Source organism: Paenibacillus sp. ACRRX, from assembly GCF_022346885.1.
Classification (GTDB): Bacteria; Bacillota; Bacilli; order Paenibacillales; family Paenibacillaceae; genus Paenibacillus_B.
Genome location: NZ_JAKRNK010000016.1, coordinates 1 through 25,382, shown reverse-complemented (window position 1 = coordinate 25,382; position 25,382 = coordinate 1). Strand labels below are relative to the sequence as shown.

General features: G+C 42.1%; 24 protein-coding genes and 1 pseudogene. 18 read left to right on the top strand and 7 right to left on the bottom strand.

Annotated elements, in window-relative coordinates:
• Window positions 1-106 precede the first annotated feature (106 nt).
• On the bottom strand, window positions 107-1,876 hold the full coding sequence (locus MH117_RS26020; RefSeq protein WP_239333972.1) for an oleate hydratase: 1,770 nt from the start codon (window positions 1,874-1,876) through the stop codon (window positions 107-109).
• Between the two features lie 175 nt (window positions 1,877-2,051).
• Between MH117_RS26020 and MH117_RS26015 the strand changes: the two genes are divergently transcribed.
• The 5 genes and pseudogenes from MH117_RS26015 (at window position 2,052) to MH117_RS25995 (ending at window position 6,097) form a co-directional block, all read left to right on the top strand.
• Window positions 2,052-2,606, top strand: a complete 555-nt coding sequence (locus tag MH117_RS26015; RefSeq protein ID WP_239333970.1) for a TetR/AcrR family transcriptional regulator — start codon at window positions 2,052-2,054, stop codon at window positions 2,604-2,606.
• 341 nt (window positions 2,607-2,947) lie between these two features.
• Window positions 2,948-3,742: a MerR family transcriptional regulator gene (locus tag MH117_RS26010; RefSeq protein WP_239333968.1), complete on the top strand. Its 795-nt coding sequence runs from the start codon at window positions 2,948-2,950 to the stop codon at window positions 3,740-3,742.
• Window positions 3,743-3,850: 108 nt separating this feature from the next.
• Window positions 3,851-4,648 carry a type II CAAX endopeptidase family protein gene (locus tag MH117_RS26005; RefSeq protein ID WP_239333966.1) on the top strand — a complete coding sequence of 266 codons (798 nt, stop codon included), beginning with the start codon at window positions 3,851-3,853 and terminating at the stop codon, window positions 4,646-4,648.
• Window positions 4,649-4,945: 297 nt separating this feature from the next.
• Window positions 4,946-5,255: pseudogene (locus MH117_RS26000) on the top strand (alpha/beta fold hydrolase); the annotation flags it as partial.
• Complete coding sequence (locus MH117_RS25995; RefSeq protein WP_239333964.1) at window positions 5,252-6,097, top strand: DUF2785 domain-containing protein; 846 nt, start codon at window positions 5,252-5,254, stop codon at window positions 6,095-6,097. The pseudogene MH117_RS26000 and the gene MH117_RS25995, both read left to right, overlap by 4 nt.
• Window positions 6,098-6,456: 359 nt before the next feature.
• Here the strand turns inward: MH117_RS25995 and MH117_RS25990 are convergent, their stop codons facing one another.
• A complete protein-coding gene (locus MH117_RS25990) occupies window positions 6,457-7,530 on the bottom strand; it encodes an LLM class flavin-dependent oxidoreductase (protein ID WP_239333962.1) in 1,074 nt (357 codons plus the stop codon).
• Between the two features lie 453 nt (window positions 7,531-7,983).
• On the opposite strand from MH117_RS25990, the gene MH117_RS26635 reads away from it, so the two are divergent.
• Window positions 7,984-8,115, top strand: coding sequence for a hypothetical protein (locus tag MH117_RS26635; protein ID WP_275444861.1), 132 nt, complete (start codon window positions 7,984-7,986; stop codon window positions 8,113-8,115).
• Window positions 8,116-8,203: 88 nt separating this feature from the next.
• Here MH117_RS26635 and MH117_RS25985 read toward each other — a convergent pair whose 3' ends face one another.
• Window positions 8,204-9,142 carry an MBL fold metallo-hydrolase gene (locus tag MH117_RS25985; protein ID WP_239333960.1) on the bottom strand — a complete coding sequence of 313 codons (939 nt, stop codon included), beginning with the start codon at window positions 9,140-9,142 and terminating at the stop codon, window positions 8,204-8,206.
• 94 nt (window positions 9,143-9,236) lie between these two features.
• Entirely contained in the window at window positions 9,237-9,467 is a 231-nt protein-coding gene (locus tag MH117_RS25980) for a hypothetical protein (protein WP_239333958.1), read from the bottom strand.
• 838 nt (window positions 9,468-10,305) lie between these two features.
• Between MH117_RS25980 and MH117_RS25975 the strand changes: the two genes are divergently transcribed.
• Both MH117_RS25975 and MH117_RS25970 read left to right on the top strand, forming a co-directional pair.
• A complete protein-coding gene (locus MH117_RS25975; RefSeq protein WP_239333956.1) occupies window positions 10,306-10,833 on the top strand; it encodes a DinB family protein in 528 nt (175 codons plus the stop codon).
• Between the two features lie 264 nt (window positions 10,834-11,097).
• Entirely contained in the window at window positions 11,098-11,652 is a 555-nt protein-coding gene (locus MH117_RS25970) for a methyltransferase (protein ID WP_239333954.1), read from the top strand.
• 242 nt (window positions 11,653-11,894) lie between these two features.
• Here MH117_RS25970 and MH117_RS25965 read toward each other — a convergent pair whose 3' ends face one another.
• Window positions 11,895-12,659: an SDR family oxidoreductase gene (locus MH117_RS25965; RefSeq protein ID WP_239333952.1), complete on the bottom strand. Its 765-nt coding sequence runs from the start codon at window positions 12,657-12,659 to the stop codon at window positions 11,895-11,897.
• 156 nt (window positions 12,660-12,815) lie between these two features.
• Between MH117_RS25965 and MH117_RS25960 the strand changes: the two genes are divergently transcribed.
• Window positions 12,816-13,400, top strand: a complete 585-nt coding sequence (locus tag MH117_RS25960; protein ID WP_239333950.1) for a Crp/Fnr family transcriptional regulator — start codon at window positions 12,816-12,818, stop codon at window positions 13,398-13,400.
• A 7-nt stretch (window positions 13,401-13,407) separates the two neighbouring features.
• On the opposite strand, the gene MH117_RS25955 is transcribed toward MH117_RS25960, so the two are convergent.
• Window positions 13,408-14,127, bottom strand: coding sequence for a DUF4386 domain-containing protein (locus MH117_RS25955; protein ID WP_239333948.1), 720 nt, complete (start codon window positions 14,125-14,127; stop codon window positions 13,408-13,410).
• Between the two features lie 314 nt (window positions 14,128-14,441).
• Between MH117_RS25955 and MH117_RS25950 the strand changes: the two genes are divergently transcribed.
• From MH117_RS25950 to MH117_RS25940, 3 genes are all read left to right on the top strand, one after another.
• A complete protein-coding gene (locus tag MH117_RS25950) occupies window positions 14,442-14,864 on the top strand; it encodes a GNAT family N-acetyltransferase (protein WP_239334020.1) in 423 nt (140 codons plus the stop codon).
• A gap of 494 nt (window positions 14,865-15,358) precedes the next feature.
• The gene (locus MH117_RS25945) at window positions 15,359-17,026 is read left to right on the top strand and encodes a glycoside hydrolase family 27 protein (protein ID WP_239333946.1); all 1,668 of its coding nucleotides are present in this window, start codon (window positions 15,359-15,361) and stop codon (window positions 17,024-17,026) included.
• Window positions 17,027-17,090: 64 nt separating this feature from the next.
• On the top strand, window positions 17,091-17,636 hold the full coding sequence (locus MH117_RS25940; protein ID WP_239333944.1) for a GNAT family N-acetyltransferase: 546 nt from the start codon (window positions 17,091-17,093) through the stop codon (window positions 17,634-17,636).
• A 153-nt stretch (window positions 17,637-17,789) separates the two neighbouring features.
• On the opposite strand, the gene MH117_RS25935 is transcribed toward MH117_RS25940, so the two are convergent.
• On the bottom strand, window positions 17,790-18,371 hold the full coding sequence (locus tag MH117_RS25935) for a TetR/AcrR family transcriptional regulator (protein WP_239333942.1): 582 nt from the start codon (window positions 18,369-18,371) through the stop codon (window positions 17,790-17,792).
• Between the two features lie 284 nt (window positions 18,372-18,655).
• Between MH117_RS25935 and MH117_RS25930 the strand changes: the two genes are divergently transcribed.
• The 6 genes from MH117_RS25930 (at window position 18,656) to MH117_RS25905 (ending at window position 25,243) form a co-directional block, all read left to right on the top strand.
• Complete coding sequence (locus MH117_RS25930; protein WP_481857300.1) at window positions 18,656-19,933, top strand: MFS transporter; 1,278 nt, start codon at window positions 18,656-18,658, stop codon at window positions 19,931-19,933.
• 165 nt (window positions 19,934-20,098) lie between these two features.
• On the top strand, window positions 20,099-21,166 hold the full coding sequence (locus MH117_RS25925) for an LLM class flavin-dependent oxidoreductase (RefSeq protein ID WP_239333940.1): 1,068 nt from the start codon (window positions 20,099-20,101) through the stop codon (window positions 21,164-21,166).
• A 60-nt stretch (window positions 21,167-21,226) separates the two neighbouring features.
• Entirely contained in the window at window positions 21,227-22,165 is a 939-nt protein-coding gene (locus MH117_RS25920) for an alpha/beta hydrolase (protein WP_239333938.1), read from the top strand.
• A gap of 452 nt (window positions 22,166-22,617) precedes the next feature.
• The gene (locus MH117_RS25915) at window positions 22,618-23,790 is read left to right on the top strand and encodes an MFS transporter (RefSeq protein WP_239333936.1); all 1,173 of its coding nucleotides are present in this window, start codon (window positions 22,618-22,620) and stop codon (window positions 23,788-23,790) included.
• 321 nt (window positions 23,791-24,111) lie between these two features.
• Window positions 24,112-24,492, top strand: a complete 381-nt coding sequence (locus MH117_RS25910) for a VOC family protein (protein ID WP_239333934.1) — start codon at window positions 24,112-24,114, stop codon at window positions 24,490-24,492.
• Window positions 24,493-24,820: 328 nt separating this feature from the next.
• Window positions 24,821-25,243, top strand: coding sequence for a GNAT family N-acetyltransferase (locus MH117_RS25905; RefSeq protein ID WP_239333932.1), 423 nt, complete (start codon window positions 24,821-24,823; stop codon window positions 25,241-25,243).
• Window positions 25,244-25,382: the final 139 nt, after the last annotated feature.

The following is a 25,382-nucleotide window of genomic DNA, read 5'->3' as shown; positions in this document are numbered from 1 at the left end:
CTCGAGATGGATCTTGTTCTAATCAAAAAATGAGGCTGAAGCACGGTGATTTGATTCTCTCACCATTGTGCAACAACCTCATAGCTTTACATCTATTCGATTTCGTTTAGATTAACTTATACTCTTTAAGCAGCTGCAAGATTCTGGTGTGAGAAATTTTTTGCACACCCGTCATTGCTGCTAATTGGATTGTTGGAGGCAGCTCCATATCGGTTAGTTTCTTGCCATCCATCATTTTTGCTGTGGAATCCAACAACACACGGACATCATAAGCGGATCCAAATACTTCTGGCACGCCGCGGTCAATGTCAAGCAGCGTGTACACAGCTTCCATGGCGGTACGTACCGAATACTCTGTAGTGAATACCGTGTCTCGTGGTGTTTCAGCAAAGTTACCGATAAAGGCAGCGTTGACACAGCCATCAGGAACTACATTCGGACGATCTCCCGCAGCTCTTGGCATGAAGTAAGATGTAACATAAGGCATCATGCAAGGGACACAGTTTGCGGAGTTTACTGCCATATCGTGAATCTCTGCTTCAGGTACGCCCATGTGGTAGAGCCATTCCTCTGTGATCTCGATACCTGTGCAGTCCTTCATTGGTTTCTTTATATAGTCACCTGGCACGTCACAATACAAGCTGTATACCCATACGACGAGTTGGTCTTTTGGCTGGGATTTGAAGTGAGGCTGACGGTTCAGCGTAAAGCTCATCAGCCATTTTGAATCTTTTACCGTCACGATACCGCCGGTAACGACCTTTCCGTTGAATGGATCGCGCTTGCATATTTTTTCGATATAAGGCGGAATCCGGTTATCTAACGTTGTAATGGTAGCAGACTCCCAGTTGCTTTCGGCAATGTTGCCACAGAATTTGTCTGGGCGGCCAAAGGCAGGATCTTGCTCCGCGATCTTCTTCCAAAGCTCCCAGCTTCCACCGAGGGAAGTGTTCATAATGGCAGGCGTATTGTTGTCGCCTAAAGTAGAACTCTCGGTGTTGCTGCCATTGGTGATGAATACCAGATCATTTTCAGTCAGGTCAATGTGTTTTTCGTGTCCGTTTTGAACATAGACCAACTTTTTAGCAACTTTCTTGTTCTCTGACATATCAAACTCAACATTCGTTACGGTCGTTGCATATTGGAAGGTAACACCATGGTCTTTCAAATAATTCATTAGCGGCAGTGCAAGAGACTCGTACTGATTGTATTTTGTAAATTTCAAAGCTGAGAAATCTGGCAATCCTCCGATATGATGAATGAATCTAGCGATATATCTGCGCATTTCCATGGCGCTGTGCCAAGGCTCAAACGCAAACATCGTTTGCCAGTAAAGCCAGAAATTCGAGTTAAAGAAATCTTCTGAGAAGACATCTGTAATTTTCATATCTTCAAGCGCTTCTTCTGGAGTAAAGAACAACTTGATAATTTCCAGCGAAGCCGTTTGGCTAAGTGTAAATTTGCCGTCAGTATGTGCATCCTCACCACGATTAAGGATCGCACGCTGAAGAGAGTAGTTCGGATCTTCCTTGTTGAGCCAGTAAAATTCATCTAATACCGATGCACCCTCCGTTTCAAGAGAGGGAATGGAGCGGAAGAGATCCCATAGGCACTCGAAGTGGTTTTCCATTTCCCGGCCACCGCGGATAATGAAACCCCGGCCGTCATCGTAGATGCCGTCTAATCCACCTCCGACAATATCGAGTTCCTCTAAAATATGAATGTTTTCCCCCTTCATCTGACCATCACGTATGAGGAATGCAGCTGCGGACAGTGATGCAAGACCAGAGCCGATCAGATAGGCGGATTTTTGATCAACACCTAGTGGTTTCTTTGGACGGGCAAATGCTTCGTAGTTTCCATTGCTGTAATACATCCTAACAACCTCCTTGAGTGTTCTTACACCTTCACTTTAAAGGAGTATGAAAGGAATAAAAATAGACACTAAAAGCCCTGTGTCTAATATTTCAACGTTAGGTGCCCTATGTCTAAAAAATCTATAGATTATGGTAAAATAATAAGAAACATCGCATCATAAGGAGAGGTTTCTTATGCATCCGTACACCAAGCATGCATTGGCTGATGCATTGAAGGATATGCTGGGCACCAAGACTTTAGATAAAATAACGGTTAAAGATTTGGTGGAAGCCTGCAAGTTAAATCGCCAAACCTTTTACTATCATTTTCAGGATATTTATGACCTGCTTGGATGGATCTATAAAACGGAGGCACTAGGCGCTATCCAGAATAACAAATCCTATGCAACCTGGCAGCAGGGGCTATTAATTATTTTAGAATATGTGGAAAGCAACAAGTCGCTTTGTATGAACACATGTCGTTCTCTTGGAAAAGAGCATTTGGAGATGTTTTTAAATCAGGTTTTGTTTGAACTTCTAAGCAATGTCATCAATGAAGTTTCGGTTTCCCGTGCGATTTCGGAAGAGGACAAGACGTTCATCGTTCAATTTTACAGCTATGCCTTTGCAGGGACACTGCTGGATTGGATTGAGGATGGGATGAAAACGCCTTGTGAGGCAATCGTGAACCACATCGTTCGACTGATGGATGGGCGTTTTATGGATGCAGTGGAGCGGTTTAAGAATTAGTTCTTCATAATATCTTCATGCGAAACATAAAAGACCTTTTAAACAACATGCTGCTTGCGTATGTGCTTTAATAGATCTTAAAACAAGTTCGGATCATGAAGCTTTACTAGGCGAGGTGCCAGAAAAGTAAGTGGTAAACCAACGATAGTAATTGACGACGTTAAGATAAAGAACCGACTTTTTATAGTCGGTTCTTTTGATTACAATATGGTGCAACTTAACAAATGGGTACTATCCGGCAGGGTTCAAGCCGCAGAGAGCAGGTCACTGTGCAAAATAATCCGACAGCCCTTTGGATAATAAAACTATAAAGAATATGTGGAATGATAGAGGAGAGCACGATGTACAGCATTGGACAAGTAGCTAAGTTTTTAGGTGTATCTAGAGATACATTGAAATTTTATGAAGAAAAGGAATTAGTCAAGCCTGAGCAAAATACGGAGAATGGGTATCGAGAATATAATCATTTTGATATCTATGATATAACAGCAATCAATTTCTATAGAGAAATGGATATTGAAATTAAAAAAATCCAGGAGTTAAAAAAAGGGAAGAGTATAGAGGAAATACAATCATTACTAGAAGAGAAAGAACAAGCAGTATTAGAGGAAATGGAATATAAAAAGCAACTTTTAAAAAAACTACAGAGTGTTAAAAAGGATTGCGAGAAAATAAAACGATTCTTAGGCAAATACACAGTAAAAGTAATGAAGCCTTTAGAAATAAAAGGAGAAATCGATCATTTCACTGCGTACGATGAATATGCAACTCTAAAAGAGAACACAGACAGCCTGAAAAAAGCAGTTACACTAACCTCTTTAACAAGAGTCATAAGTTTTAATGACGAAGGCATTCTGGAAGATAAGTTTCTCATTGTCAGAAAAGTAGATGACTTCGATAAAAAAATAGAAGGTGCAATTCTAGCTCATCCCAAATGTATGTATACCGTGATTGAAGATGGAAGATGGTCGACGGGTGGTGCAAATATTGACCATAACGTGGAAGCCAGCTTAAGAAAAGTAGCAATTGAAAATGGGTATGAGCTTTTGGGGCAGGTTTATATTAATCTATTACTTACCACTTATGAAGATGGGCTTGAACGTGTGTTTTTTGAAATGTATGCACCAATCAAATGATACAGACCTGTATTGACCTGTGAGTAACTCCTAGGTTTAAGCTAAAGTTATTCGTGAATAGGAACGTTAACTTATTCGCGAAAAACATAGTTGAAGCGGGGATTGTGCATGAATAAAGAAAAGAAACTAAAAAAACCAATAACAAGTTTTGTTGTCCTAACCAATATCATTTTTTGGCCGTTGTTTTGTCTTGCAGGAGCTATAAAGATGTTAGAATTTCCTGCATGGCTCTTTGATGTCGCGTTTATTATAGCGGCTTGGTCCTCAACCTTTGCTTTTGCAATTCTATTTAAAAGGATCTATCCCGGGGAAAGCTTTATCCAATTTGCAAAAAATAAATTCAAGAATAAACTTAAACTCTCTGTGCTTGTTGCTGCGGTTAGCATTCAAACTTTTATATTTGTGATAACCTTGTTTCTCGTAGCTAAAAATAGTGAAGTAGGTTCTATGTTTGCAATTTCGTCATGGGGAGTATTGAGCTATCACTTTTTTCTACAACTTGTTTCTGGGGCAATGGGAGAAGAACTAGGGTGGAGAGGTTTCGCTCAAATGGAGCTCCAAAAGAGGCATTCGCCATTAAAAGCTTCGATCATCATAGGATTTTGGTGGGGGCTGTGGCATCTACCTCTATGGTTCACTACAGGATATATGGGTATGGATCTAATTAAATATATTATTTTCTTTATGATTGCACTTTTTGCTACGAAGATCGTCATGACTGCATTTTATAACTTAAATCATAATTTAGTCGTTCCAATTATGATCCACCAGTTGTTTAATTTCTTTATTGGCTTAATAAACGGAAACTTACTAGATTTAATCCTGTATAGCGCAATTTTGTATGCTGTGGTGGCTGTTATACTCATCGTTGTAAATCCCAAAAACGTATTGTATGGAACGAGATAAAAGCAAGGGGGCTTAGTTAAACAAAACCATCATTTCGATGGTTTATTTTTATGTACAAGACATCAAGTGATTTCGGCGATTCAGTGCAAAATGTTTAAAACAAAAAAACTTAGAAGTAAGCAAATTATCAATTGGTATTCTACAAATTTCTTTTGGCGTGGTTTCAGCTAAAGTCACAAAATAAAAAATGAGAAAGTTCGCGAAACTATATAATACTCAGAATATTATGGAAATATTAATAGCGTGAAGCTTATAATTGAACTGGGTGATTAAAAGTGACTATACAAAATAAAAAGAATGGTGGGACATTCTTTTGGTGGTTTGGTCGCTAGATTATATGCCAGCCTTTATCCACTGAACATCTGCGGTATGGTTTTGGTTGATGCTGCACCGGAATATAAAGAACTTGCCTATGAAAAGGTTCTACCCGAAAATCTGCTTGCAAGAAATATTGGAAATCGAGCAAAGACTCCAAGCAGAATTCCAATGGCTATCAACGTCAAGCAAGTACCGGATTGCTAGTCGAAGTGGACATTATATTCATCATGATGAGCCAGAGGTTGTTATAGAGGATATTATGTTAATGTTGAAGGAGATAGGGAAATGAGCGATACAAGGACCAAATTGATGCTGGATTTGCAAAGAATTGAGAAGGATGAGTATCAGTTACGCGAAGGTGAGCAGCATCAAGATTTCTTACCTTTGTTACTTCAATATATTGGCGATCCTCAGCCAGAATTACGGGATAACCTGATTTATCCGATGTTCTATATGTGGATTAAGGAAGAGAATAGATTCAGTGAAGAGGAGTTACGAAGTCTCTTAACTGTTCTGACTGATGAGAAGCATTTGTTCTATAGTATTGGCAGCGAGGATGATCAGTCAGTTTTTACAAGGACGTTCTCTGCCTTACCTATCGCTTTGATTGTGCAGCGCCACAGACAGAATCCATTTCTCAATCAAGCAGAAATTGAGCAATTAATGCATGTGATGCTCCGTTATTATAAAGAGGAGAAGGATCTGCGAGGTTACCTTTCAGTAGGAGGCTGGGCTCACAGCGTGTCCCACGGTGCGGATGTTTTTGACGAGCTGGTGCAGTGCAAGGAGAGCAGCTTCGCAATGCTGCGTGAGGTTCTTGTTGTTATTTCTGGCATGCTTCATAATGGTAGACACATTTTTAGCGATGAGGATGATGAGCGGTTGGTAAACATCGTGGATACGATGATTGACAAAGAGTTACTTCCACATCAAGAAATCGCTGATTGGATTAGAGGCTTAGCGGAATGCTGCAATTTGCCGAGAAGTCGCAGTCAGGTGATTGCTCGCGTGAACAGCAAGAATTTTTTACGCAGTCTCTTTTTCAGAAGGGGACAAGATAGCCGAGGGAATGAGCTTAACACTGTCATACTTGGTACTGAGGCAAAATTGAACAGTTTTTCTATCAGTTAAAGGATTAGAGGGGCTGTCCCAAAAGCCATAGGAAATTGGCTGAGGGATTTTGCCCCTTTTTATGTCGAGGAAAACAAAAAGAAATCATCCTTTGGTAAAATGGTAGTACTACCCGCCACACTTAGCTACCGGTACTATCACGTCCCTTGTTGATTTAGTAAAATGTATCTCTTTTCTCTTTCTAAAGTGAACATCTACATTAATCCCAATTAATTTACTTAAATACATATAATGTGTGCATTATATACTTTAAATACTATAAATAATATATCTAGTTTTTAATTATTTAAGTAATTAAAAAAGCATGTACTATTACTTTACATGCTTTAAATACGATCTATTCTTTTAGTATAGTTATCTTATGCCTTGCCCTCAGTACGTGCAAGTTCCTTGCGCACGAGCGGTGCAACTTTCGTGCCAAGCAGTTCGATCGAACGCAGAATATCACGGTGCGGGATTGATCCGATGTCGCAGTGCAGGAAGAAGCGCGTCACGCCCAAGTTACGACGGAGCAGCACGATTTTTTCAGCGACATACTCTGGGTCGCCGACATACAAGCAACCCTTCAATTTGCAGTCCTCATCGAAGGTTGCGCGTGTATACTGAGAACCCCAACCGCGCTCGCGTCCGATCTTGTTCATCGAGGCTTGTGTCCCCGGGAACAACAGCTCCGCTGCTCTTTCTGAGGAATCCGCTACAATGCCGTGCGAATGGGTCGCGATTTGCAGCTTATTTACATCGTGTCCAGCCGTTGCCGCAGATCGCTTGTAGCGCTCGACAAGCGGCGCAAAACGCTCTGGCATGCCTCCAATGATCGCATAAACTACAGGCAAGCCAAGCATGCCGGCTCTGACGGAAGATTCCACGTTACCACCGGTGGCAATCCAGACAGGAAGCGGATTCTGAACAGCTCGCGGGTATACACCCAGATTGTCTATGGCCGCGCGATGGCGACTTCCCCGCCAGGTCACTTTCTCCGACTCACGGATAGCGAGCAGAAGTTCCAGCTTCTCATCATACAATTGCTCGTAATCATTCAAGCTGTAACCGAACAGTGGGAAGGATTCAATGAAAGAACCGCGGCCCGCCATGATCTCGGCACGTCCGTTTGAGATGGCATCAAGCGTTGCAAACTGCTGATAGACGCGTACCGGATCGTCCGAGGATAGGACGGTCACGGCGCTGGTCAGCCGAATATGCTTCGTCTGGGCTGCCGCTGCCGCCAGAATAACTGCCGGAGCTGAGGCGGCATACTCATACCGATGATGTTCGCCGATGCCGTAGACATCAAGTCCAACCTGATCGGCTAGAACAATCTCCTCAACCGCTCGCCGAATTCTTTCGGTATGGCTTATACGCTCGCCCGTCGCCGGATTTGTAGATGCCTCCAAAAAAGTACTGATTCCAATTTCCATTATCGGTTTATCTGTCATCGTGTTCGCCTCCTATATTTTATTATACTATATAATATAAAGTAACATAACTTTTATTAGTTTAAAAGGATACAAAAATGATCTCCGATTTTTAGATCCCTTGGGGGTCAGCCGGTTCCTTCAGCTTATCCTTCTGTCAGCGTTCCAATCCAGTTATGAAACTTCTTTATATTCCTATTGATGAGGAAAAAAATTGTGGGTGAGAGGTCTGGTTACCAAGATCAACTTCAGAGGGGGAACCTCATGATTCGCAATAAGTATGCTAATGGGTTTAGCAACCTATGTCCAGATTGTTGGGTCAGCGTTACAGCAAATGCAGGAATGTTCGAAGAATGAATTCAGAGTTAAACAATATTAAGCAATAGAGTTCGGGGGAAACCACGCAGCTGAAGATACTGAGCAGGATGCCGCTCTACCAACGCTTCTTGTTCAGTATAGAGAAGGTAAATTTCAGTGCAACTTGCAGATGAAGTGATTAACTATATAAAGGCCGTCAGCTGCCGCTACAATGGACATAACCTGATGGTAGTATGCTCCAAAGGCGGCGTGACGACCCATTATTTTACTATGACGATCAAGCGTTGATTGCAGTGGATGGGAAGGTAAGAGCAGGTGAAAGTGTCACCATTACGCCCTAACCCTCTTCGTAGCTAACGCTGGTGTCGGCGTTAGATCATGGCCAAGAACGCTCACCTTTGATAACCTGTGCGCCCATTTCCAGATCACTTTTATTCTTGAAGTTTGGATGAGCCTTCTGCATCGCTGCAATCAGCTCAGTGGAATTTTTGGCTTGCTTTGCCGCAGCTTCAAATTCTGCAATGTAGTCACGTGTAAATGCGACGCTGGATATAGTTTCAGAGCTTTTGTCCAGATAATGACCTGGGATAACACGTTCCGGTTTCAAGTCCGAGATGCGATCTAGAATCTCCCGCCAGTGATCACGACTCTCTGGCGTCTGGTTGTCTGCCATCCAGACGTGCAGGTTTTCGTAGATTGGCACACCACCTAGGATGGTCTTTTTGGACGGAACCCAAAGGACAGTGTGTGACGGATCTGAACCGTCTAGACCGATCACTTGTACGGTTTCGCCATCTACCGTCAGTTTATCACCGTTAAGAACTTCAGGAACGATTAGTGCTGCCGGAGCGTCGTCTTTTAGGATCGGACTCCAGAAATCGCTCTTGATCTGGATAGTTGCCTTGATCCCTTCTACAGTGGCCGGGGTGGCAACGATCTTAACGTCAGGAAATGCCTCACGGATCGCCGACAGACCGAAGTAGAAATCGGGATCCTTGTGGCTAATGTAAACGGTAGTCAGCTTCTTTCCGGTGTCGCGGATCATCTTGACTAGTTGTTCGGCGTTTTTCTTTTCGAACTGAGCATCAACGAGCAGTATCTCATTTGGCCCTTCGATCAGGCTCGAACTGACGGAGAAGAGGCCGTTTTCCCCAGGATTGAACGGCGTGATCTTGAGATCTGTCGTTGGCGCTTGAGTTCCTTCACTCGTGGTATTCTTCGTACTTGCCTCGCCGGTGCATGCGCTCAACAATAATGTGAAACAAAGTAATAATATAACTCCCATTGATGATTTCTTATTAAACATCTTAAACATCGTCTAATCTCCCTCTTTTCTTATATTGATAACTTGAAACAGTAATATAACGCTGCTCGCACACAATGCTCGCTTAGATTCGCTCCCGACATCGTTAAATAGATTCAACCATAGCTATTAATGCCAAGCCGTCTGCAATGTGTTGAAACATGTCGGTTGAATAGGCCCTCGGTACGGCGTATTTTTGGGCGATGACGCAGAACGGGACTTCACTGACGCTACGCAGGCTCTTCCTCGCCGCGTGAACTTTGGCAGAATAAGCATCGCCAGCAAGCACTTTGAGTGCTTTCTCGCGATACAGCCCGACTTGTACCACTAATTCCATCAGTGTTTTGTGGTCCTAAATTCCAAGAGTAGGTAAAGTATGCCCGGAACAGTTTCTGTGCATTCGGGTGCAATTTACCTAGACTGACTACATACTTTACCAATCTATAGGCATCGAATATGTTTGTCAGAATCAAGCTGGAAAAATGGACTGGAAAACCTATTTCCTTTGCTTACCGCTAAGATTTTTGTCTTATCGTAATCGCCTGGCCCTACCTTATGCCCCACTAGGTGAGCAGCATGTCATGCACGTCGTAATCCATATCACTCCTTTCTAATATTTCGAGATTCATGTTGTAACCAATGTGATTACAACTATTCCAAAGAAAAGGTTCACTCTTTCATGTTGATATGTTCAGTAAGTTCAGAAAGCAACCGCCGAACGATAAACGAATTAGTACCGATGCCACCAGTATAAGCCATTTCGATTTGCACTGTGCATACTAGTCTGGAGCAAGCAATGAAAGAAGATGAACCGCTTTGGAAAATTTGCTGCTTATTTGTATTACTAACACCCTCGGGATGTAACCATTATAGTTACAACGTACAACAAGTGTCAAGAGTTCATTAAAAATTGTTCTAATATCCGAAATTAATTTTGTACCTATATATAATATGACGAAGTACTAAAATGGATAAATAAAACAGTTTCTATTATTGAAAGATATTGTTCCAATTGACTTGTTGTGCTAACGTAAACGTATGATATAATTCTTGTTCTCCGCTGCGTAAAGTGTTTGGGGGTACTCCATTTGGCACAGAGTGACGAGGGTGTCTTTTTATTTAAATTTGCAACAATAAAGTTAACTTATAATTAATTGTAGAGAGGAAAAGTTAAGATGTTGTACGATTTAAAAGGCGAAACTTATATGTCACCTATTGTGGGAATATTATATTCCGCTGTGAAAGAAAACAGCCAACGATTACACTTTATTACTGATAGCATGTCGCAAGATGAAGTAGACTATAAGGGTCCTGATAATAACTATAATAGTACCGCTCAGTTAATTAGCCATATCTTGTATGTAGACCTTAATTGGGTTTATAGGATAAAAGGAATAACACTTCCTCAATCTTTAATAGAACAGTATGGCCCTATGATAGGTGACAATAATAGGCTTCCAATGGTTAAAGGGAAGTCTTTGAATACACTCATGTCTAACTATAAAGATGTAATAAACATGTTAAAAGATACATGTGCACAATTGTCAGATGACGATCTGGATAAGGTTGTAACTTTCGGACACGAAAATGAAAAGCAAGCAACCATTCGTTGGGGACTATGGCATATAGCTGACCATAGCCGCTATCATCAGGCTAATATTAATCAGCTTAGAAAGTGGTATAAAGGAAATTCTCATGCCTAATTAAAGGGTACCCCGTACTTGAATAGCTGTCATTGGACTTAGTAAATATTCTCGCTTTAAAATTTTAAATTACATTCATGACTGTTGCGTGAGATGCTAGATTCCAAATAAAATGTTCTATTAGTTACATTGAAAATGGAAGCGTTTCCATAATTGTATTTTTGTTACATTATGGAATAAAATGAGCGTTGTCTGCTTATATTAATAAATGATAAAATGTACATAAGGTTAACAATTGATTTACTGGAAAGGATGAATAATCATATGAAAAAACTTATGAAGGTCACCTCAGCAGCCCTAGTAGCAACAGCATTTGTCACAACGAGTCTTTTGCCTTCAGCCGTTTTTGCCGCAAGCAACGAGACCGTTCATCCATTAACAGTAACAGAGAAATCCATCCCATTACAAAGCAATATGGATAAGGCTATTCATGCAGCATTAACAGGTCCTGAAGTGAAAAAGTTAAACGTATTAGGTCATGAATTTAACGTGAAGCCAGCTTCGATTACAAAAAAGGATAACCTAACAAATGTATTTGGACAAATATCTCATCACTTGAGCTATCGTCCAGACGACCAATTATTCTATCGTATTGTCATAGAGAATGGCGAAGTGAAAGATGTGGATATCAAAATTGACCGTGGTGGATGGACAAGCTTATCCGCTCCATTCCTTGCTACTCTAGCGAAGCAAAATGATATTCCCGTTACGCTCGACACCTTGCAAGCGCTCGGACAAAGACTAGGAAGTTACATGGATGGCAAATGGGAGCCAGCAGCAGAAGCTATTATTTCATCTATTGCTTTATATGTTAAATAATAGCGTTGGAGCGTGTTAATTTAACCTGTACATTACATCTCCATTTAACTATCTTCTCTTACTGAATATTTCCATAAGGATATAAGATAATATAGAGTAACCTCTTACACGAAGTATAACGTAAGAGGTTATTTTTTGATCCTTCCAATATTCCATTTTCCTACGCTCGCTGCTGAAGGACGAGCAGGAGAGTAAAAGGGGCAGCGGGCTAGCGCTTTCGCGAGGTCTAAGAACTCGTCAGTTTACAGATGAGATCCGCCGCTTGCATCAATCCATTGTCCGGTTACCCAGCGGCTATCTGATGAGGCAAGAAAAGATGCAATATCTGCAACATCTTCAGGTTCGCCCCATCTTTTAAAGGTTGAAAGTCCAGCAGCAAATTTTTGTCCATTCGGATCCTTTAACGTCCCTGCATTCATCTCTGTATTAATAATACCGGGTTGAATGGCGTTTACTGTAATATTACGGCTTCCGAGCTGCTTAGCTAAGACTTTCGTAAATGTATCGACAGCACCCTTCGATATGCTGTAGGCAAACACACTAGGTGAAGCTACACGTGTCACAAACGATGAGATATTAATGATGCGGCCTCCGTCTTTCAGTCGCGGCAATGCTTGCTGGGTCACAAAAAGTGGTGCTTTGACATTCATGTTCATAACTTCGTCAAAAGACTCTTCTGTTGACTCTTCCAATGTTACGATTTGACCGATTCCCGCATTATTCACCAAAATATCAAAACGATTATTATTTGTGCGCTCTTGAAGTGTTTCATCTAGTGTCGTATATAAGTCTTCAATACCGTTAAGGGTACTTAAATCAGCACCGATCGTAAATGCAGATCCACCACTTTGCTCAATTGTATGAACTACTTCTTGTGCAGCATCTTGTCTTCTTCCATAATGTACGGCAACGAGTGCACCCTCCTGTGCCAGACGTAACGCAATGCCACGACCAATTCCCCGGCTTGCACCGGTTACGACAGCAACCTTACCTTCCAACTTATTCATATCCTCAGCTCCTTGATTTGAATTCAAGTATAGTTTTATCACAAGGAGACGTTTAAAATGTTGCGCTCTCATTCGAAATTTCAAGTTGTTAGCACTGATTGTGATAAGATGAGGTGAACTAACATGAGTATATTCTAGGAAAAGAGAGGAAGCAGAATGAAAAGCATATTGTTTAAGTATTTGACTAAATTTACTTCTCTTAACGAAGAACAACAACAGGCTATCGTTCAAAATATAATGATCGAAGAATATAAAAAAGGAACAGTCCTTCTCAGACAAGGAGATGTTCCTACAAAATGTTATTTTGTATTAAAGGGATGCATAAGGCAGTATGCGATCGATGAAACGGGAAAAGAGGTCACATCGAATTTCTACACGGAAGAGCAGGCCATTTCGATATTCAATCATCACAAACAAGATAAGTCATCCGAGTACTCCATGACATGTCTTGAGGACTCTGCATTGGTCGTCGGAGACCTAGAGGTGGAAAAAGACATGTATAATAAATATACTCAATTAGAATCTATGACACGCAGGATGATAGAGGAAAACTTTGGTCAAGTACAAGATGAATTCGCAGCATTTATCGCCTCCACACCTGAAGAACGGTTCAAAGCGCTATTGCTGAAAAGATCTCATTTAATCGAGCGGGTCCCTCAACATCAATTGGCCAGTTATCTCGGTATTACACCGGAGTCATTAAGTAGAATCAAGAAGCGGGTCTATAAAGATATGCATTAGGCAGAGATCACACCTTTACAATGAGTTTCCCTCCTCTTAATAGCAACCATATGCCAAATCCTAATTCTCCTACAATCATGGGGACAGTAAATGTAAATTTTAGTATCGTCATGATCACATCGAAATGGGGAAAAAACGTGTTACATAGATGAGTGGCAATATAGCCAATTGAAGCAATCAACAATAAGATGCTAATTCCTTTCGGAATGCTGTTCGATTTGAAAGCTAAATAGCCAACAAGCAGTAGATGCCCGCCAAAAATGATTAAACCAATAGACCAGATCGTTTCAAATGCTGTCAAATACAGCATCACATGTGCTTGAAGTTGATCGTTTTTAAATAATGATGAATGGACTGTACTGTTTGTGAGAAGCAGCACCAATATTAAATTCAGGATGGCAATTCCTAATACTGCCGTATAGATAAGACGGAACCATGCACCGAGCAATGAAAGATGGTTATCAATTGGCCTCAGGAACATGTAAAAAGCCCAGGCGACCACTATGTCACAGAACAGGATAATGATCCACCCCAAGATTTCAGCTTTGAAGAGCACATTCGATGATAAGAGGTTATGATATGTGGCGGTGGCATCCCCTTGTACTACGAGGCTTCCATGGACAAACCCATATGAAAAAAAGGCAGCAAGGGTCATGATGAGAAGTGATATGGCAGCAGTCAGAGCCATTTTTCGCTGATCCGTTAGTTCTTTTCTCGAGGAAACCATAATATTACCCCCTAGTTGTTGTGTTGATTCCATTGTAATAGGCGGTTTATGACGGTTCATTGACTTAAGTCAAGGGAACTAATCATTTTAAGGTTCATCCATATCAACAGACTAGGTATAGGGAACCACAGCAAAGTGGAATGAGGCGATTATTTAACCTGTCGAAAGGACAGGAGTGTTTGAGGTAGGGGGAGAAATAAGATAGAACTGAACTGAAAGTTGGGTGGAGATCATGGAACATGTTGAATGGGAGATCACGGTATAAGGCAGTCGAATGCGTTAGTCCGCAAATCAATGAAAGAAAGGTAGTTAATATGGAAAAAGTAAATTATACCATCAGTGAGAGAATGCCTACCGTTTTGGAACATAAGCAGTTATGGGAATCAGTAGGATGGGGAAGTCTTAATACAGAGATGTCAGAGCGATCATTAGCGGCCTCTCTTTATGGGGTTACCGTGACAATAGATGGTGCGCCGATTGGGATGGGACGAATCGTTGGTGATGGAGTATTGTATTTTTATATACAAGATGTTGCTGTACTCCCTTCCTTCCAAGGTCAGGGTGTAGGGAAAGCTATTATGCGGCATTTATTGACATACATTGAGAAGCGTCGTCATGACGACGGGATTGCGTTTATCGGTTTGTTTGCAGCAGAGGGTAAGACTGAATTCTACGAAAAGTTTGGGTTTAAAAATGGTTTCCCGCAGATGACGGGAATGCTTACTGTTCTCGATTAGACCATGATCATTAAAAATAAAGCACTCTTCATACCAGCCGTGGATAACCTGCAGAGCTCTCTATTGGATTTTTTGAGATTTAGGTCTTGAACATTATTTATATAGTTGTAGACTAGGGAAGTAAAGTCTTTGACCGCACAATAACAGTGATGCGGTTGTAATTGAGCAGCTCTTCTCGGAGCCTTAGATTCGACATCCAGAATAACAACATGATTCCTTTCGGGGGCTGCCTTGCGGTAGCTCCATTATTTTATATCGGGGGTGTTATGATGCCTACATAAAGACATCAGCCAACTAGATAGATTAAATTCATTTCAGTACTCCCTCTCTTGCACTTCCCCTTCAAGCGCTGTAGACAATAGCAGATACCCTAATTCAGGCCCCGTATTTGAATGACAGCATACTTCCTAATGATCAATAACTGATTCTGTAGTATAGAAGGTTATTTAAGCAGCAGTCTCTTATTTATACATGAATAAAGGAGATGTCGATTTATGAAAAAGGATCGGTCTTGTTTAAAGTCGTGCATAACTACTGGTATGTTGTTTTTCTTCATCTTGATTATTGGATCTCTGAATCATACGGCTGTATTTACCGCACATGCGCTTGAGAATGGAGTGGCTCAGACACCACCAATGGGATGGAATAGCTGGAACAAATTTCGCTGCGGCGTAAGTGAAACCTTAATTAAACAGATGGCAGATGCTATGGTCACTAGCGGGATGAAGGATGCTGGATACCAATATGTAAATATTGACGACTGCTGGCAAACCTCACGGGATGCATCAGGCAAAATTGTAGCGGATACCGTACGTTTTCCAAGTGGGATGAAGGCGCTTGCAGACTATGTGCATGCCAAGGGATTAAAACTCGGTATTTACACAGATATCGGTTATCAGACATGTGAAGGGCGTCCTGGCAGCCGTGGCTACTATGACCAAGATGCAAGCACGTATGCTGAATGGGGAATCGATTATGTCAAGGTTGACTGGTGTTATGTCGATCCAGCAAGCCACTCAAGCGGGACGAAACCGGATGCGGCAACATGGTATGGCGAATTCCGAAACTCGCTGTTGAACTCCGGAAGAACGATCGCTTACAGCATTTGCAACTGGGGAGAACAGGCACCATGGGTTTGGGGAGCGCAAACAGGAAACTTGTGGCGTACATCAGGAGATATTTATGATCATTGGGACAGTATTACGTCCAATGTCAGCCAAAATCAATTTTTATATTCATACGCTGGTCCTGGTGCATGGAACGACCCTGATATGCTTGAAGTTGGGAATGGGGGGATGACGGATACGGAGCAGCGTTCTCATTTTAGTCTTTGGTCCATTATGGCCGCTCCGCTCATAGCTGGTAACGATATTAGTTCGATGACGCAGGCCACGAAAGATATCCTAATGAACCCTGAAGTTATTGCTGTAAATCAGGACATCCGAGGTTACCAGGGAAGAGTGGTTAAAGAAATTGCCGACGGTGTTACCATCTGGAACAAACGCTTACTGAATGATAACGAAAGAGCAGTTGTACTGTTTAACGGTACTGGTGCTGCAACCAATATTACAGTGAGTTGGAGCGATATTGGATTACTGGCTGGTGGCGCAATGGTTCGTGATTTGTGGGCTAAATCAAACTTAGGGACATTTTCAAACAGCTATACGGCTAACGTTCCGTCGCATGGTGCTGTGATGTTAAAAGTGGTGGGTACTCATGATGTTAACAATACGTCTATTGACGATCCTGCCCCTACAATCACCATTACGAATACGGATGACAGGTTAATTAGCAATTTAAAAATAACGACTGATTTTACGATCAATAACGCTCTGCATACAGACTATGAAGTATTGGATTATTTTGATCAAAAGATTAATCTTGATTTGAATGCAAGAAACGGCTACTGGAACGGTACGGCTTGGGTAGGGAATTTTCTTTCTATGAAGAACATGTCAGCAGGGTTAAAGGAATTAACGATTCATAGACTAGACGGCCGATATATAGGGGGAATGACTGTGACAGTAGAATTCGTCAGCAATGGCGCTGTTTACAAAGATTCGCACTTTGTTGGTGACTTTAATAAAAAGATCAATCTTACTTTAAACGGCAGCGGGGGCAGCTGGAATGGGACGTATTGGCAAGGTGACTTCCTGAAGTAAAATAAATACAGTATGTGTACGAGAACTTCATCATGAGAAACTGTTACGGATTGGGAGGGGTAAAATGATTTACATCGATACTTCAAGATTAATATTACGCGACTGGGAAGGAAGGGATGTAGAGCCCTTTTGTCGACTAAATGCGGATGAAAAAGTGATGACGTATTTCCCTAAAACGTTAACCACGAATGAAACGAATGAATTCTATCACACCATTATATCTGAATTTGAAGCATGTGGATTTGGGTTATATGCTGTGGAGAGCAAGCAGGACAAGGCATTTATCGGGTTTATTGGATTTCATAGGGCCACATTTGATGCTGATTTTACACCTTGCATAGAAATCGGATGGCGCCTGAAAAAAGAGGCTTGGGGGCAAGGACTTGCAACAGAGGGGGCAGCAGCTTGTTTGAAATATGGATTTAACGAATTAGGTTTTAGTGATGTGTATAGCTTTACAGCCGACGTGAATCAGCCCTCCAAAAACGTGATGAAGAAAATAGGAATGCGCTATCTGAAAACGTTCAATCATCCAAGGGTTGAGTCCGCCAGTCCGCTATGCAAACATGTGCTATTTCATGCCAATCCTCATCCTATCCCGTTACGATAACCAGATCACTTTATAACAGATAGCTCTCTAGAATGAGATGGTCTTCGCAATAACAATGGAGATGCAGATACTGAAAGCTCCTGTGCTAGAGGATTACCGCAGTAAACCTCTGCCGCAGGAGCTTCCGACAATAGGAGCTTTAGTCCAACTAACTTACTTTAGCAATGCAAGTGTCGCTTTTATCGCGTTATCAACAAATGCTTGCTGCGGACGAGACTTCAACATGACAGTTAGTCCGATTAACGATAAGATTAGCGCCTGTGATAAGGATCTGGCATCTATATCTGCCTCAAGCTCTCCCGATTGTATGCCTCGTTCAATGGTTTCTTGAAATATGACGGCCAGGTACATTTGGTGCTCCCGGGTCAGTATTTCAAATTTCTCATCATGAGGTGCAAGTTCCACCATCGTATTGATGCAAAAGCAGCCCCGACTGCGATCCACCGCATATTCCTCTGCAACTACATGCTCAAAAAAAGTGAGAAATGCTTCTTTTACAGATGAATGGCTTTGAAGTCTAGCACGCACATCTGAAGCACGGGACATCGTATATTTGCGCAGCGCAGTTTCGAACAATTCTTTCTTATCACCAAAGGCAGAGTATATGCTAGGACGTTGTATGCCCATTCTAGTCGTTAAATCGCTTATTGAGGTTGCCTCATATCCCTTCTCCCAAAATAACTGCATGGCCGCATCCAATACTTTTTCTTCGTCGAATTCTCGGGTTCTTGCCATCATGAATACCTCTCGTTACCGTTTATTCTTCTTCATGGTAAATAAATGTGGTACATAAATAACTTACGCCATTTATGTACTGAACAGTATATTATTATTGTATATTCAGCGGTTATCTTTGTCAAAGACAGATTGATTTATACGCAATATAGATCATTGTGAACGAAATTATAATTAGTGTAACTAAATAAATGTGTTGACACTAATCTGATCGACGCGTTATATTTACTGGGGACCATAACGTACTGATCGGTATGTTATTTTAAAGGAATGGAGGATACAGTGTGCATAAAATCGAGGAGGTCATAGAAAGAGTAGCAGTCAACGCCGATATACAGGCTGATTCTTCACAGGCGCCGCTGAACATGTCTGATTCGAATCACCCTGTTTCAATGTCTTTCTATGTAATTCTTTTGTTTGCAGTTGCTTGTGGCATGTCAGTCGCTAATATCTATTTTGCACAGCCACTTCTTGATCAACTGTCGCGTGAGTTCGGTATCGATTATTCCCTTATTGGTATGGTGATCACCATTACTCAGATCTTTTATGGATTGGGATTGCTGCTGCTAGTACCACTTGGAGATTTACTGAACCAACGCCGCTTGATTATGGGTCAGATGTTACTTTCCATGCTAGCTCTTGTTATCGTTGGAACGGCCTCCACCAGTATAGTGCTGTTCACTGGCATGGCAATGGTGGGACTGCTTGCTGTAGTTACCCAGACAATTGTGGCGTTTGCAGCAAATATGGCTGCTCCGGCCGAACGAGGACGTGTCGTTGGCATCGTTACAAGCGGAATTGTAATCGGCATATTGCTTGCGCGATCCATTGCAGGCATATTGACCGATCTTGCGGGTTGGCGTTCTGTCTATTTGGTTTCAGCTGCGTTAATGTTCTTGATGATCTGTATGTTTTCTAAAGTGCTGCCTCAAGTTGAACGACAAGTGAAATCACTGTCCTACACGCAACTGCTGGGATCGGTATTTAGGTTGTTTGTACAAGAACGGATATTACGTATCCGTTCAGTGCTAGCCCTACTGATCTTTGCTGACTTCAGCATCTTATGGACTTCACTCGTGCTGCCACTTCATGCACCACCCTTATCTCTGACGCACAGTGCAATTGGGGCATTTGGCCTTGCTGGAGTAGCTGGAGCTTTGGCAGCAGCACGGGCAGGAAAGCTGGCTGATCGAGGTTACGGGCAGAAAACAACGGGTATTGCTTTGAGCCTGTTGTTAGTGTCCTGGCTGTTCATCAGTTACACAGAGCAGTCCCTATTCGCTTTAGTGATCGGTATTGTTCTGCTTGACTTGGCTGTGCAGGCGGTACATGTGACGAATCAAACGATGATCCTTCCTTTGCGTGCGGATGCGCGCAGTCGGCTTACTGCTGGGTATATGGTGTTCTATTCTATAGGTAGTGCGGGCGGTTCAATTGCTTCAACCCATATGTATGCTCACTATGGCTGGGGGGGAGTAAGCTTGCTTGGGTTTTCTGTTAGTGCAGCAGCTCTACTATTTTGGGCTATGACTAGTCGTTCTACAGCTGCAGCAACAACATAAAGCTGGTGTCCTACGCTATTCAGATTCAGAAATAAGAGTCGGATGGACAGGTTGCTACTAAGACCTGGTTAATAACTTGAACTAAAGATATACGATATCGAAGTGAATGGTTTTATTCTAGTCCATGTCCATTTAAAAAGAAACTTTAAAGAGGAGAGATGACAGGTGGAAATTGGCATTACTTCGTTTGTAGAAACAAAGCCGGATATTCAGACGGGTGAAGTGATAAGTCATGCACAACGATTGCGTGAGGTGGTAGAGGAAATTGTTCTTGCTGATCAAGTGGGACTTGATGTCTTTGGAATAGGGGAACATCACCGCGAGGATTATGCAGCATCCTCACCAGCAGTTGTACTGGCTGCTGCTGCATCCCAGACCAAACGGATTCGGCTGACCAGTGCTGTTACTGTACTTTCATCGGCTGATCCAGTGCGTGTATTTCAGGATTTTGCAGCACTGGATGGCCTTTCAAATGGGCGCGCAGAAATTATGGCAGGACGAGGTTCCTTTGTTGAATCTTTTCCGTTATTCGGTTACGACCTGAATGACTATGATGCGCTGTTTGACGAGCATTTGGAGCTGCTCCTTAAAATACGCGCATCTGAGAAGGTAACTTGGAAGGGTGGGCATCGGCCAGCGATTAACAATCTGGGTGTATATCCACGGCCTGTTCAGAATCCTTTGCCGATATGGGTTGGCAGCGGGGGAAATCAGGAATCGGCTATCCGTGCAGGATTGCTGGGACTTCCACTGATGTTGGCCATCATAGGCGGAAGCCCGCTGCACTTTGCACCGCTTGTGCAGCTTTATAAGAAGGCGGCCGCACACGCTGGCCATGACGAATCGCGGCTTCAGGTGGGTTCGCATTCGATCGGATTTGTTGCAGAAGATACGGAGCTGGCGGCCGATACATTTTTCCCATCTACCCAAGCAGGTATGAATAAGCTAGGCAAGGAGCGGGGCTGGGCGCACTATGATCGTGCTAGCTTCGATGCCGCGCGCAGCTTTGAAGGCGCATTGTATGTAGGCGATCCGGACACTGTCGCGCAAAAGATTATTCACCTCCGCAAACATGTAGGCATTACTCGCTTTATGCTGTATGTGCCGCTAAGTACGATGCCGCATCACCAAGTGATGAGAGCTATTGAGTTGTTAGGCACTGAGGTTGCGCCTCGGGTTAGAGCGGAAATAGCCAAGTGGGAAGCGGAGACGGAAAATGGAGTTTATATCTAAGGGCTAAATAATAAAATGGCAAGTGATTCGAAAACATATTCTATTGTCGGAGGAATTTACATGAATTTTGAAAGTCGGGTATTACCGGAATTAAAGTTGGCGTTAGCACAATTCCCTGGTTTCCAGTTGGAAGCGAACTTGGAGGGGAGCAGGAGTATGCTGTCCGGTCCTCCTATTGAGGCATCGGAGCATGTAAGTACGACAAGCCGAATGATTAGGGGCGGAGCAGGCGAGATGCTGGTCAAAATTTACGAGCCAGCAAACAGAACGGACGCAAAGCTTCCCGCTATGCTGTGGACACATGGGGGTGGCTATGTGCTGGGTCATCCAGATATGGACGACGTATTGTGTGAACGTTTCGTGCAGGCAGCTCATTGTGTTATTGTATCGGTCGATTATCGACGAGCCCCCGAGCATCCTTACCCGGCAGCCATCGAGGATTGTTATGCCGGCTTGGTGTGGATGACGGACGAAGCAGAATCACTTGGCATCGATGTAGATCGGGTTGCGATTGCCGGTGCAAGCGGGGGTGGCGGCTTGACCGCAGCGCTTGCCCTAATGGCGCGGGATAAAGGCGGGCCCGCTCTTATTTTCCAAATGCCGCTGTATCCGATGATCGACAACCGCAATACGACGGCATCAAGTTATGAAATCACGGCTGACAACGCAACTTGGAACCGGACAAACAATGTGGAAGCTTGGCAGATGTACTTGGGCGCGGGTGTCGAAGATCATGAGTTGTCTCCGTACGCGGTGCCATCGAAAGCGGACAGCTTGGCTGGCTTGCCGCCGACCTATACGTGCGTGGGGCAGCTTGATCTGTTCCGAGATGAAACGATCGAATATGTGACGCGCCTTGCACAAGCGGGTGTTGACGTTGAATTTCAGCTGTATCCTGGCTGCTTCCACTGTTTTGAAGTGTTTGTCCCAGAAGCGGAAGTAAGCCAACGCGCTAGTCAAAGCTATGTGGACGCAATGGCTAGAGCGCTTAACCCTTAACTATTTTAAGCGACTGTTCCAACATATTTGTATTCAAGTAAGTTGTTCCGTATATGTACGTGAGTTACGTCTATAAATCAATGACACCTTATGGGAGTGTGGCATGCTCCCAAATAGAAAATCCTTTATTGACCTTCAAAACTGTAATATGCTATGCTGACTGACAATAAGTATCGAAAGGGTGACCAAAAGCCAATGATCTACTAATCCGATTCCACAAAAGAAAAATCGTGATCTTACGGATTTTCTGGATAGGATTAGTGTGGGCTTTTACATATTAACGATAAGATATTTGCTCTTTAACGCGAGCAGTGTATCTTATTGTTTGTATTTCCGCATGTTTGCCTCCTATCCCGTAATTCGTGGATAAGGAGGTTTTTTTGCATTTATAAGCTACGAAGGTGCGGTTGAAGAACATTAGAATTGCTGTACTGCAAGTAAGGAGGATTCGTATGATTACATTAACAAACAATAAAAGAGTACTCTTAATTCTTATGATTAATATATTCATTGTTATGGTGGGGGTAGGGTTAATAACCCCTATTCTGCCAGAACTAATTATTGAATTTGGAGCAAATGGACAATCGATGGGATTATTGGTTGCAGCCTATGGGATTACTCAGTTCTTGCTGTCTCCGAGAACTGGACAATTATCGGATCGATATGGAAGGAAGCCGTTTATCATTGCAGGTGTCATTGTCTTTGCTGTAGCCAAGTTTATATTTGCTATTGGGGATATGTTATGGATGTTGTATGCCTCAAGACTGCTAGAAGGAGTGGCTGCAGCCTTAATGGTTCCGCCAATGATGGCTTATGTAGCTGATATTACAACTACCGAAGATCGGGCTAAAGGAAATAGCATGCTGTCCGCAGCGATGTCCTTCGGATTTGTAATTGGACCTGGACTTGGAGGTTTTCTTGCAGGGTATGGAACGAGAGTACCGCTCTATGTAGCAACTGGTGCGGCGGTTGCTGCAGTTATTTTCTCCATCATTTGTTTACCTGAAAGCTTATCGCAAGAACAGATGAAATCAGCACGAGAAAGGGAGCGGCCCAAAGAATCTATTTTTAAACAGTATGCGAAATCTTTAACATCCAAGTATGCGATGCTCTTTGTGCTCGTTCTGGTGATGACGTTTGGCATCGCTAATTTTGAATCCGTGCTTGGTTTATATGTAACGAATCGTTTTCAGTTTACACCGCAGCATATTGCTATTATTCTAACCACGGGCGCGATTATTGGAGTTGGCATACAGGCATTGATTGTAGCGAAAGTCATTAAGAAGTTTGGCGAACAACAAGTGATAAAAGGATCTCTTCTTTTAACTTCAATTGCTTATATAGTTTTGCTATTGGCAGCAGATTTTTGGAGCATCTTTCTTGTAACCTCATGTATTTTCTTTGCTACGGCTATGCTTCGACCAGCTCTTCATACACAACTCTCTAAAATGGCAGGGAGTGAACAAGGCTATGTGGCCGGTATGAATAATGCCTATATCAGTATAGGAAATATATTGGGTCCGACTCTAGCAGGTTGTTTATTTGATGTGAACATGTTTGCCCCGTTTCTGGCAGGCTGTTGTATTCTATTTGTGGCTTTTCTGATGGCATTAAAATTGAAATAAAGGCACACGCGTAACAAAGAAGTAATGGGAGGGAACGACATATTAGACTTGACTAGTATGTCGTTCCCTAACGACTTATTTAAGCCGGATGCATGAAGAACAATTCCGTTAATTCTTTACATTATATGAAGTTGTGAATGGGACTTGAAATGGGTAGAATGACACTATGGTGATAAAGTAGACGCTATAAGGATGTTTTATTTATCACTCTTTTAGACCGACCTATCGTACATAGATATTTGATGTTGTATTTTAAGTATAATCAAGAGTTCAAATGTAAAAAATAATATAATCAGGACTAGCAGAAAGGAAGCGAAGCGGATGATCAATAAAGTGGGTCAAATTATGGTTTATGTAAACAACCAGGATGAGGCAGTGAAGTTTTGGACAGAAAAAGTAGGATTCAGCGTAATTTCGGAGGAAGATAACGGGCAAGGCTTAAGATGGATTGAAATTGCACCCTCTAAGGAGGCAGCAACAAGCATCGTCCTTCATAATAAGGAGTTCATTGCCAAGATGCAGCCAGAATTAAATTTGGGTACGCCTTCGCTGCTGTTCTTTGCAGATAATCTTGAACAATTATACAAAGAATTCGTGGATAAAAATATTACAGTCGGTGAAATGGTAAGCATGCCTTCTGGTAGAGTATTTAACTTTGCGGATGAGGAGCAAAATTATTTTGCGATTATGGAGAAAAAATAGTTCACTATATTAAAGAAATAGCAATAGCATGAATTAGATACATTAAGAATCCATTTTAGTCGACTTCACTTAAAATGGATTTTTTTATTGTCTAAATGAGCGCTTATCATCGAATGAATTCTAGTTTAGGTGTGATAGGACAAAAGGGCTAACCTTATGTTAATGCCAATCCTTTTTTTACAGGTCGTGTGGCTACTTTTGTTTTGCCCAAGCAGTATGCATATTTCAGTTTCAAGTGATATATTTATATGGTTAAATGTGTTAAATTTATGTTGAGATATAATCCCTTTCACGTCAAATGAATACAGCAGAGAACAGGAGTGGAACGATGAAACTTCACATTACACGTGAATCAAATAGCACGGACAAGCAATACGTGAGGAATGGACTTATTCAATTTAATGCAAAGCATTTCCCAGATCATTTAAAAAGCAGATATGAAGAAGTAAATCTGTTTATCAAAAATGAGGAAGGCCAAGTATGTGGCGGTGTTGTAGGCGAGATCTGCTGGAATTGGTTAGAGGTGCATTATTTATATGTGGATGAAGAACTTCGGAAACAAGGATACGGTAGCAAGTTGATAGCCGAGGTCGAACAGATTGCAAGAGAAAAAAAGTGTGATTTTATTAAACTGGATACGTTAAGCTTTCAAGCGTTGGATTTTTATAAGAGACATGGCTTTGAGGTGTATGGGTCCATTGAGAATGCGGGGACGCACGTACACTACTATATGAAGAAGGACTTGCAATAAGAACCTAATTATTATTGATGGTGTCTAGCTAAGAAATGTGCTGCTCTCATGCCATATTAAAACAGAGCCTGTCTAATAGACAGGTTTTTTGATTCCAATTAATAACAATAAAACATTAAATAGTCTATTATAGAGCTGT

What these genes read in the sequence shown, in the direction of transcription:
- MH117_RS26020 (WP_239333972.1), bottom strand. Translation starts at nt 1,876, where the DNA reads ATGTATTACAGCAATGGAAACTACGAAGCATTTGCCCGTCCAAAGAAA.
- MH117_RS26015 (WP_239333970.1), top strand. Translation starts at nt 2,052, where the DNA reads ATGCATCCGTACACCAAGCATGCATTGGCTGATGCATTGAAGGATATG.
- MH117_RS26010 (WP_239333968.1), top strand. Translation starts at nt 2,948, where the DNA reads ATGTACAGCATTGGACAAGTAGCTAAGTTTTTAGGTGTATCTAGAGAT.
- MH117_RS26005 (WP_239333966.1), top strand. Translation starts at nt 3,851, where the DNA reads ATGAATAAAGAAAAGAAACTAAAAAAACCAATAACAAGTTTTGTTGTC.
- MH117_RS25995 (WP_239333964.1), top strand. Translation starts at nt 5,252, where the DNA reads ATGAGCGATACAAGGACCAAATTGATGCTGGATTTGCAAAGAATTGAG.
- MH117_RS25990 (WP_239333962.1), bottom strand. Translation starts at nt 7,530, where the DNA reads ATGACAGATAAACCGATAATGGAAATTGGAATCAGTACTTTTTTGGAG.
- MH117_RS25985 (WP_239333960.1), bottom strand. Translation starts at nt 9,142, where the DNA reads ATGTTTAAGATGTTTAATAAGAAATCATCAATGGGAGTTATATTATTA.
- MH117_RS25980 (WP_239333958.1), bottom strand. Translation starts at nt 9,467, where the DNA reads ATGGAATTAGTGGTACAAGTCGGGCTGTATCGCGAGAAAGCACTCAAA.
- MH117_RS25975 (WP_239333956.1), top strand. Translation starts at nt 10,306, where the DNA reads ATGTTGTACGATTTAAAAGGCGAAACTTATATGTCACCTATTGTGGGA.
- MH117_RS25970 (WP_239333954.1), top strand. Translation starts at nt 11,098, where the DNA reads ATGAAAAAACTTATGAAGGTCACCTCAGCAGCCCTAGTAGCAACAGCA.
- MH117_RS25965 (WP_239333952.1), bottom strand. Translation starts at nt 12,659, where the DNA reads ATGAATAAGTTGGAAGGTAAGGTTGCTGTCGTAACCGGTGCAAGCCGG.
- MH117_RS25960 (WP_239333950.1), top strand. Translation starts at nt 12,816, where the DNA reads ATGAAAAGCATATTGTTTAAGTATTTGACTAAATTTACTTCTCTTAAC.
- MH117_RS25955 (WP_239333948.1), bottom strand. Translation starts at nt 14,127, where the DNA reads ATGGTTTCCTCGAGAAAAGAACTAACGGATCAGCGAAAAATGGCTCTG.
- MH117_RS25950 (WP_239334020.1), top strand. Translation starts at nt 14,442, where the DNA reads ATGGAAAAAGTAAATTATACCATCAGTGAGAGAATGCCTACCGTTTTG.
- MH117_RS25945 (WP_239333946.1), top strand. Translation starts at nt 15,359, where the DNA reads ATGAAAAAGGATCGGTCTTGTTTAAAGTCGTGCATAACTACTGGTATG.
- MH117_RS25940 (WP_239333944.1), top strand. Translation starts at nt 17,091, where the DNA reads ATGATTTACATCGATACTTCAAGATTAATATTACGCGACTGGGAAGGA.
- MH117_RS25935 (WP_239333942.1), bottom strand. Translation starts at nt 18,371, where the DNA reads ATGGCAAGAACCCGAGAATTCGACGAAGAAAAAGTATTGGATGCGGCC.
- MH117_RS25920 (WP_239333938.1), top strand. Translation starts at nt 21,227, where the DNA reads ATGAATTTTGAAAGTCGGGTATTACCGGAATTAAAGTTGGCGTTAGCA.
- MH117_RS25915 (WP_239333936.1), top strand. Translation starts at nt 22,618, where the DNA reads ATGATTACATTAACAAACAATAAAAGAGTACTCTTAATTCTTATGATT.
- MH117_RS25910 (WP_239333934.1), top strand. Translation starts at nt 24,112, where the DNA reads ATGATCAATAAAGTGGGTCAAATTATGGTTTATGTAAACAACCAGGAT.
- MH117_RS25905 (WP_239333932.1), top strand. Translation starts at nt 24,821, where the DNA reads ATGAAACTTCACATTACACGTGAATCAAATAGCACGGACAAGCAATAC.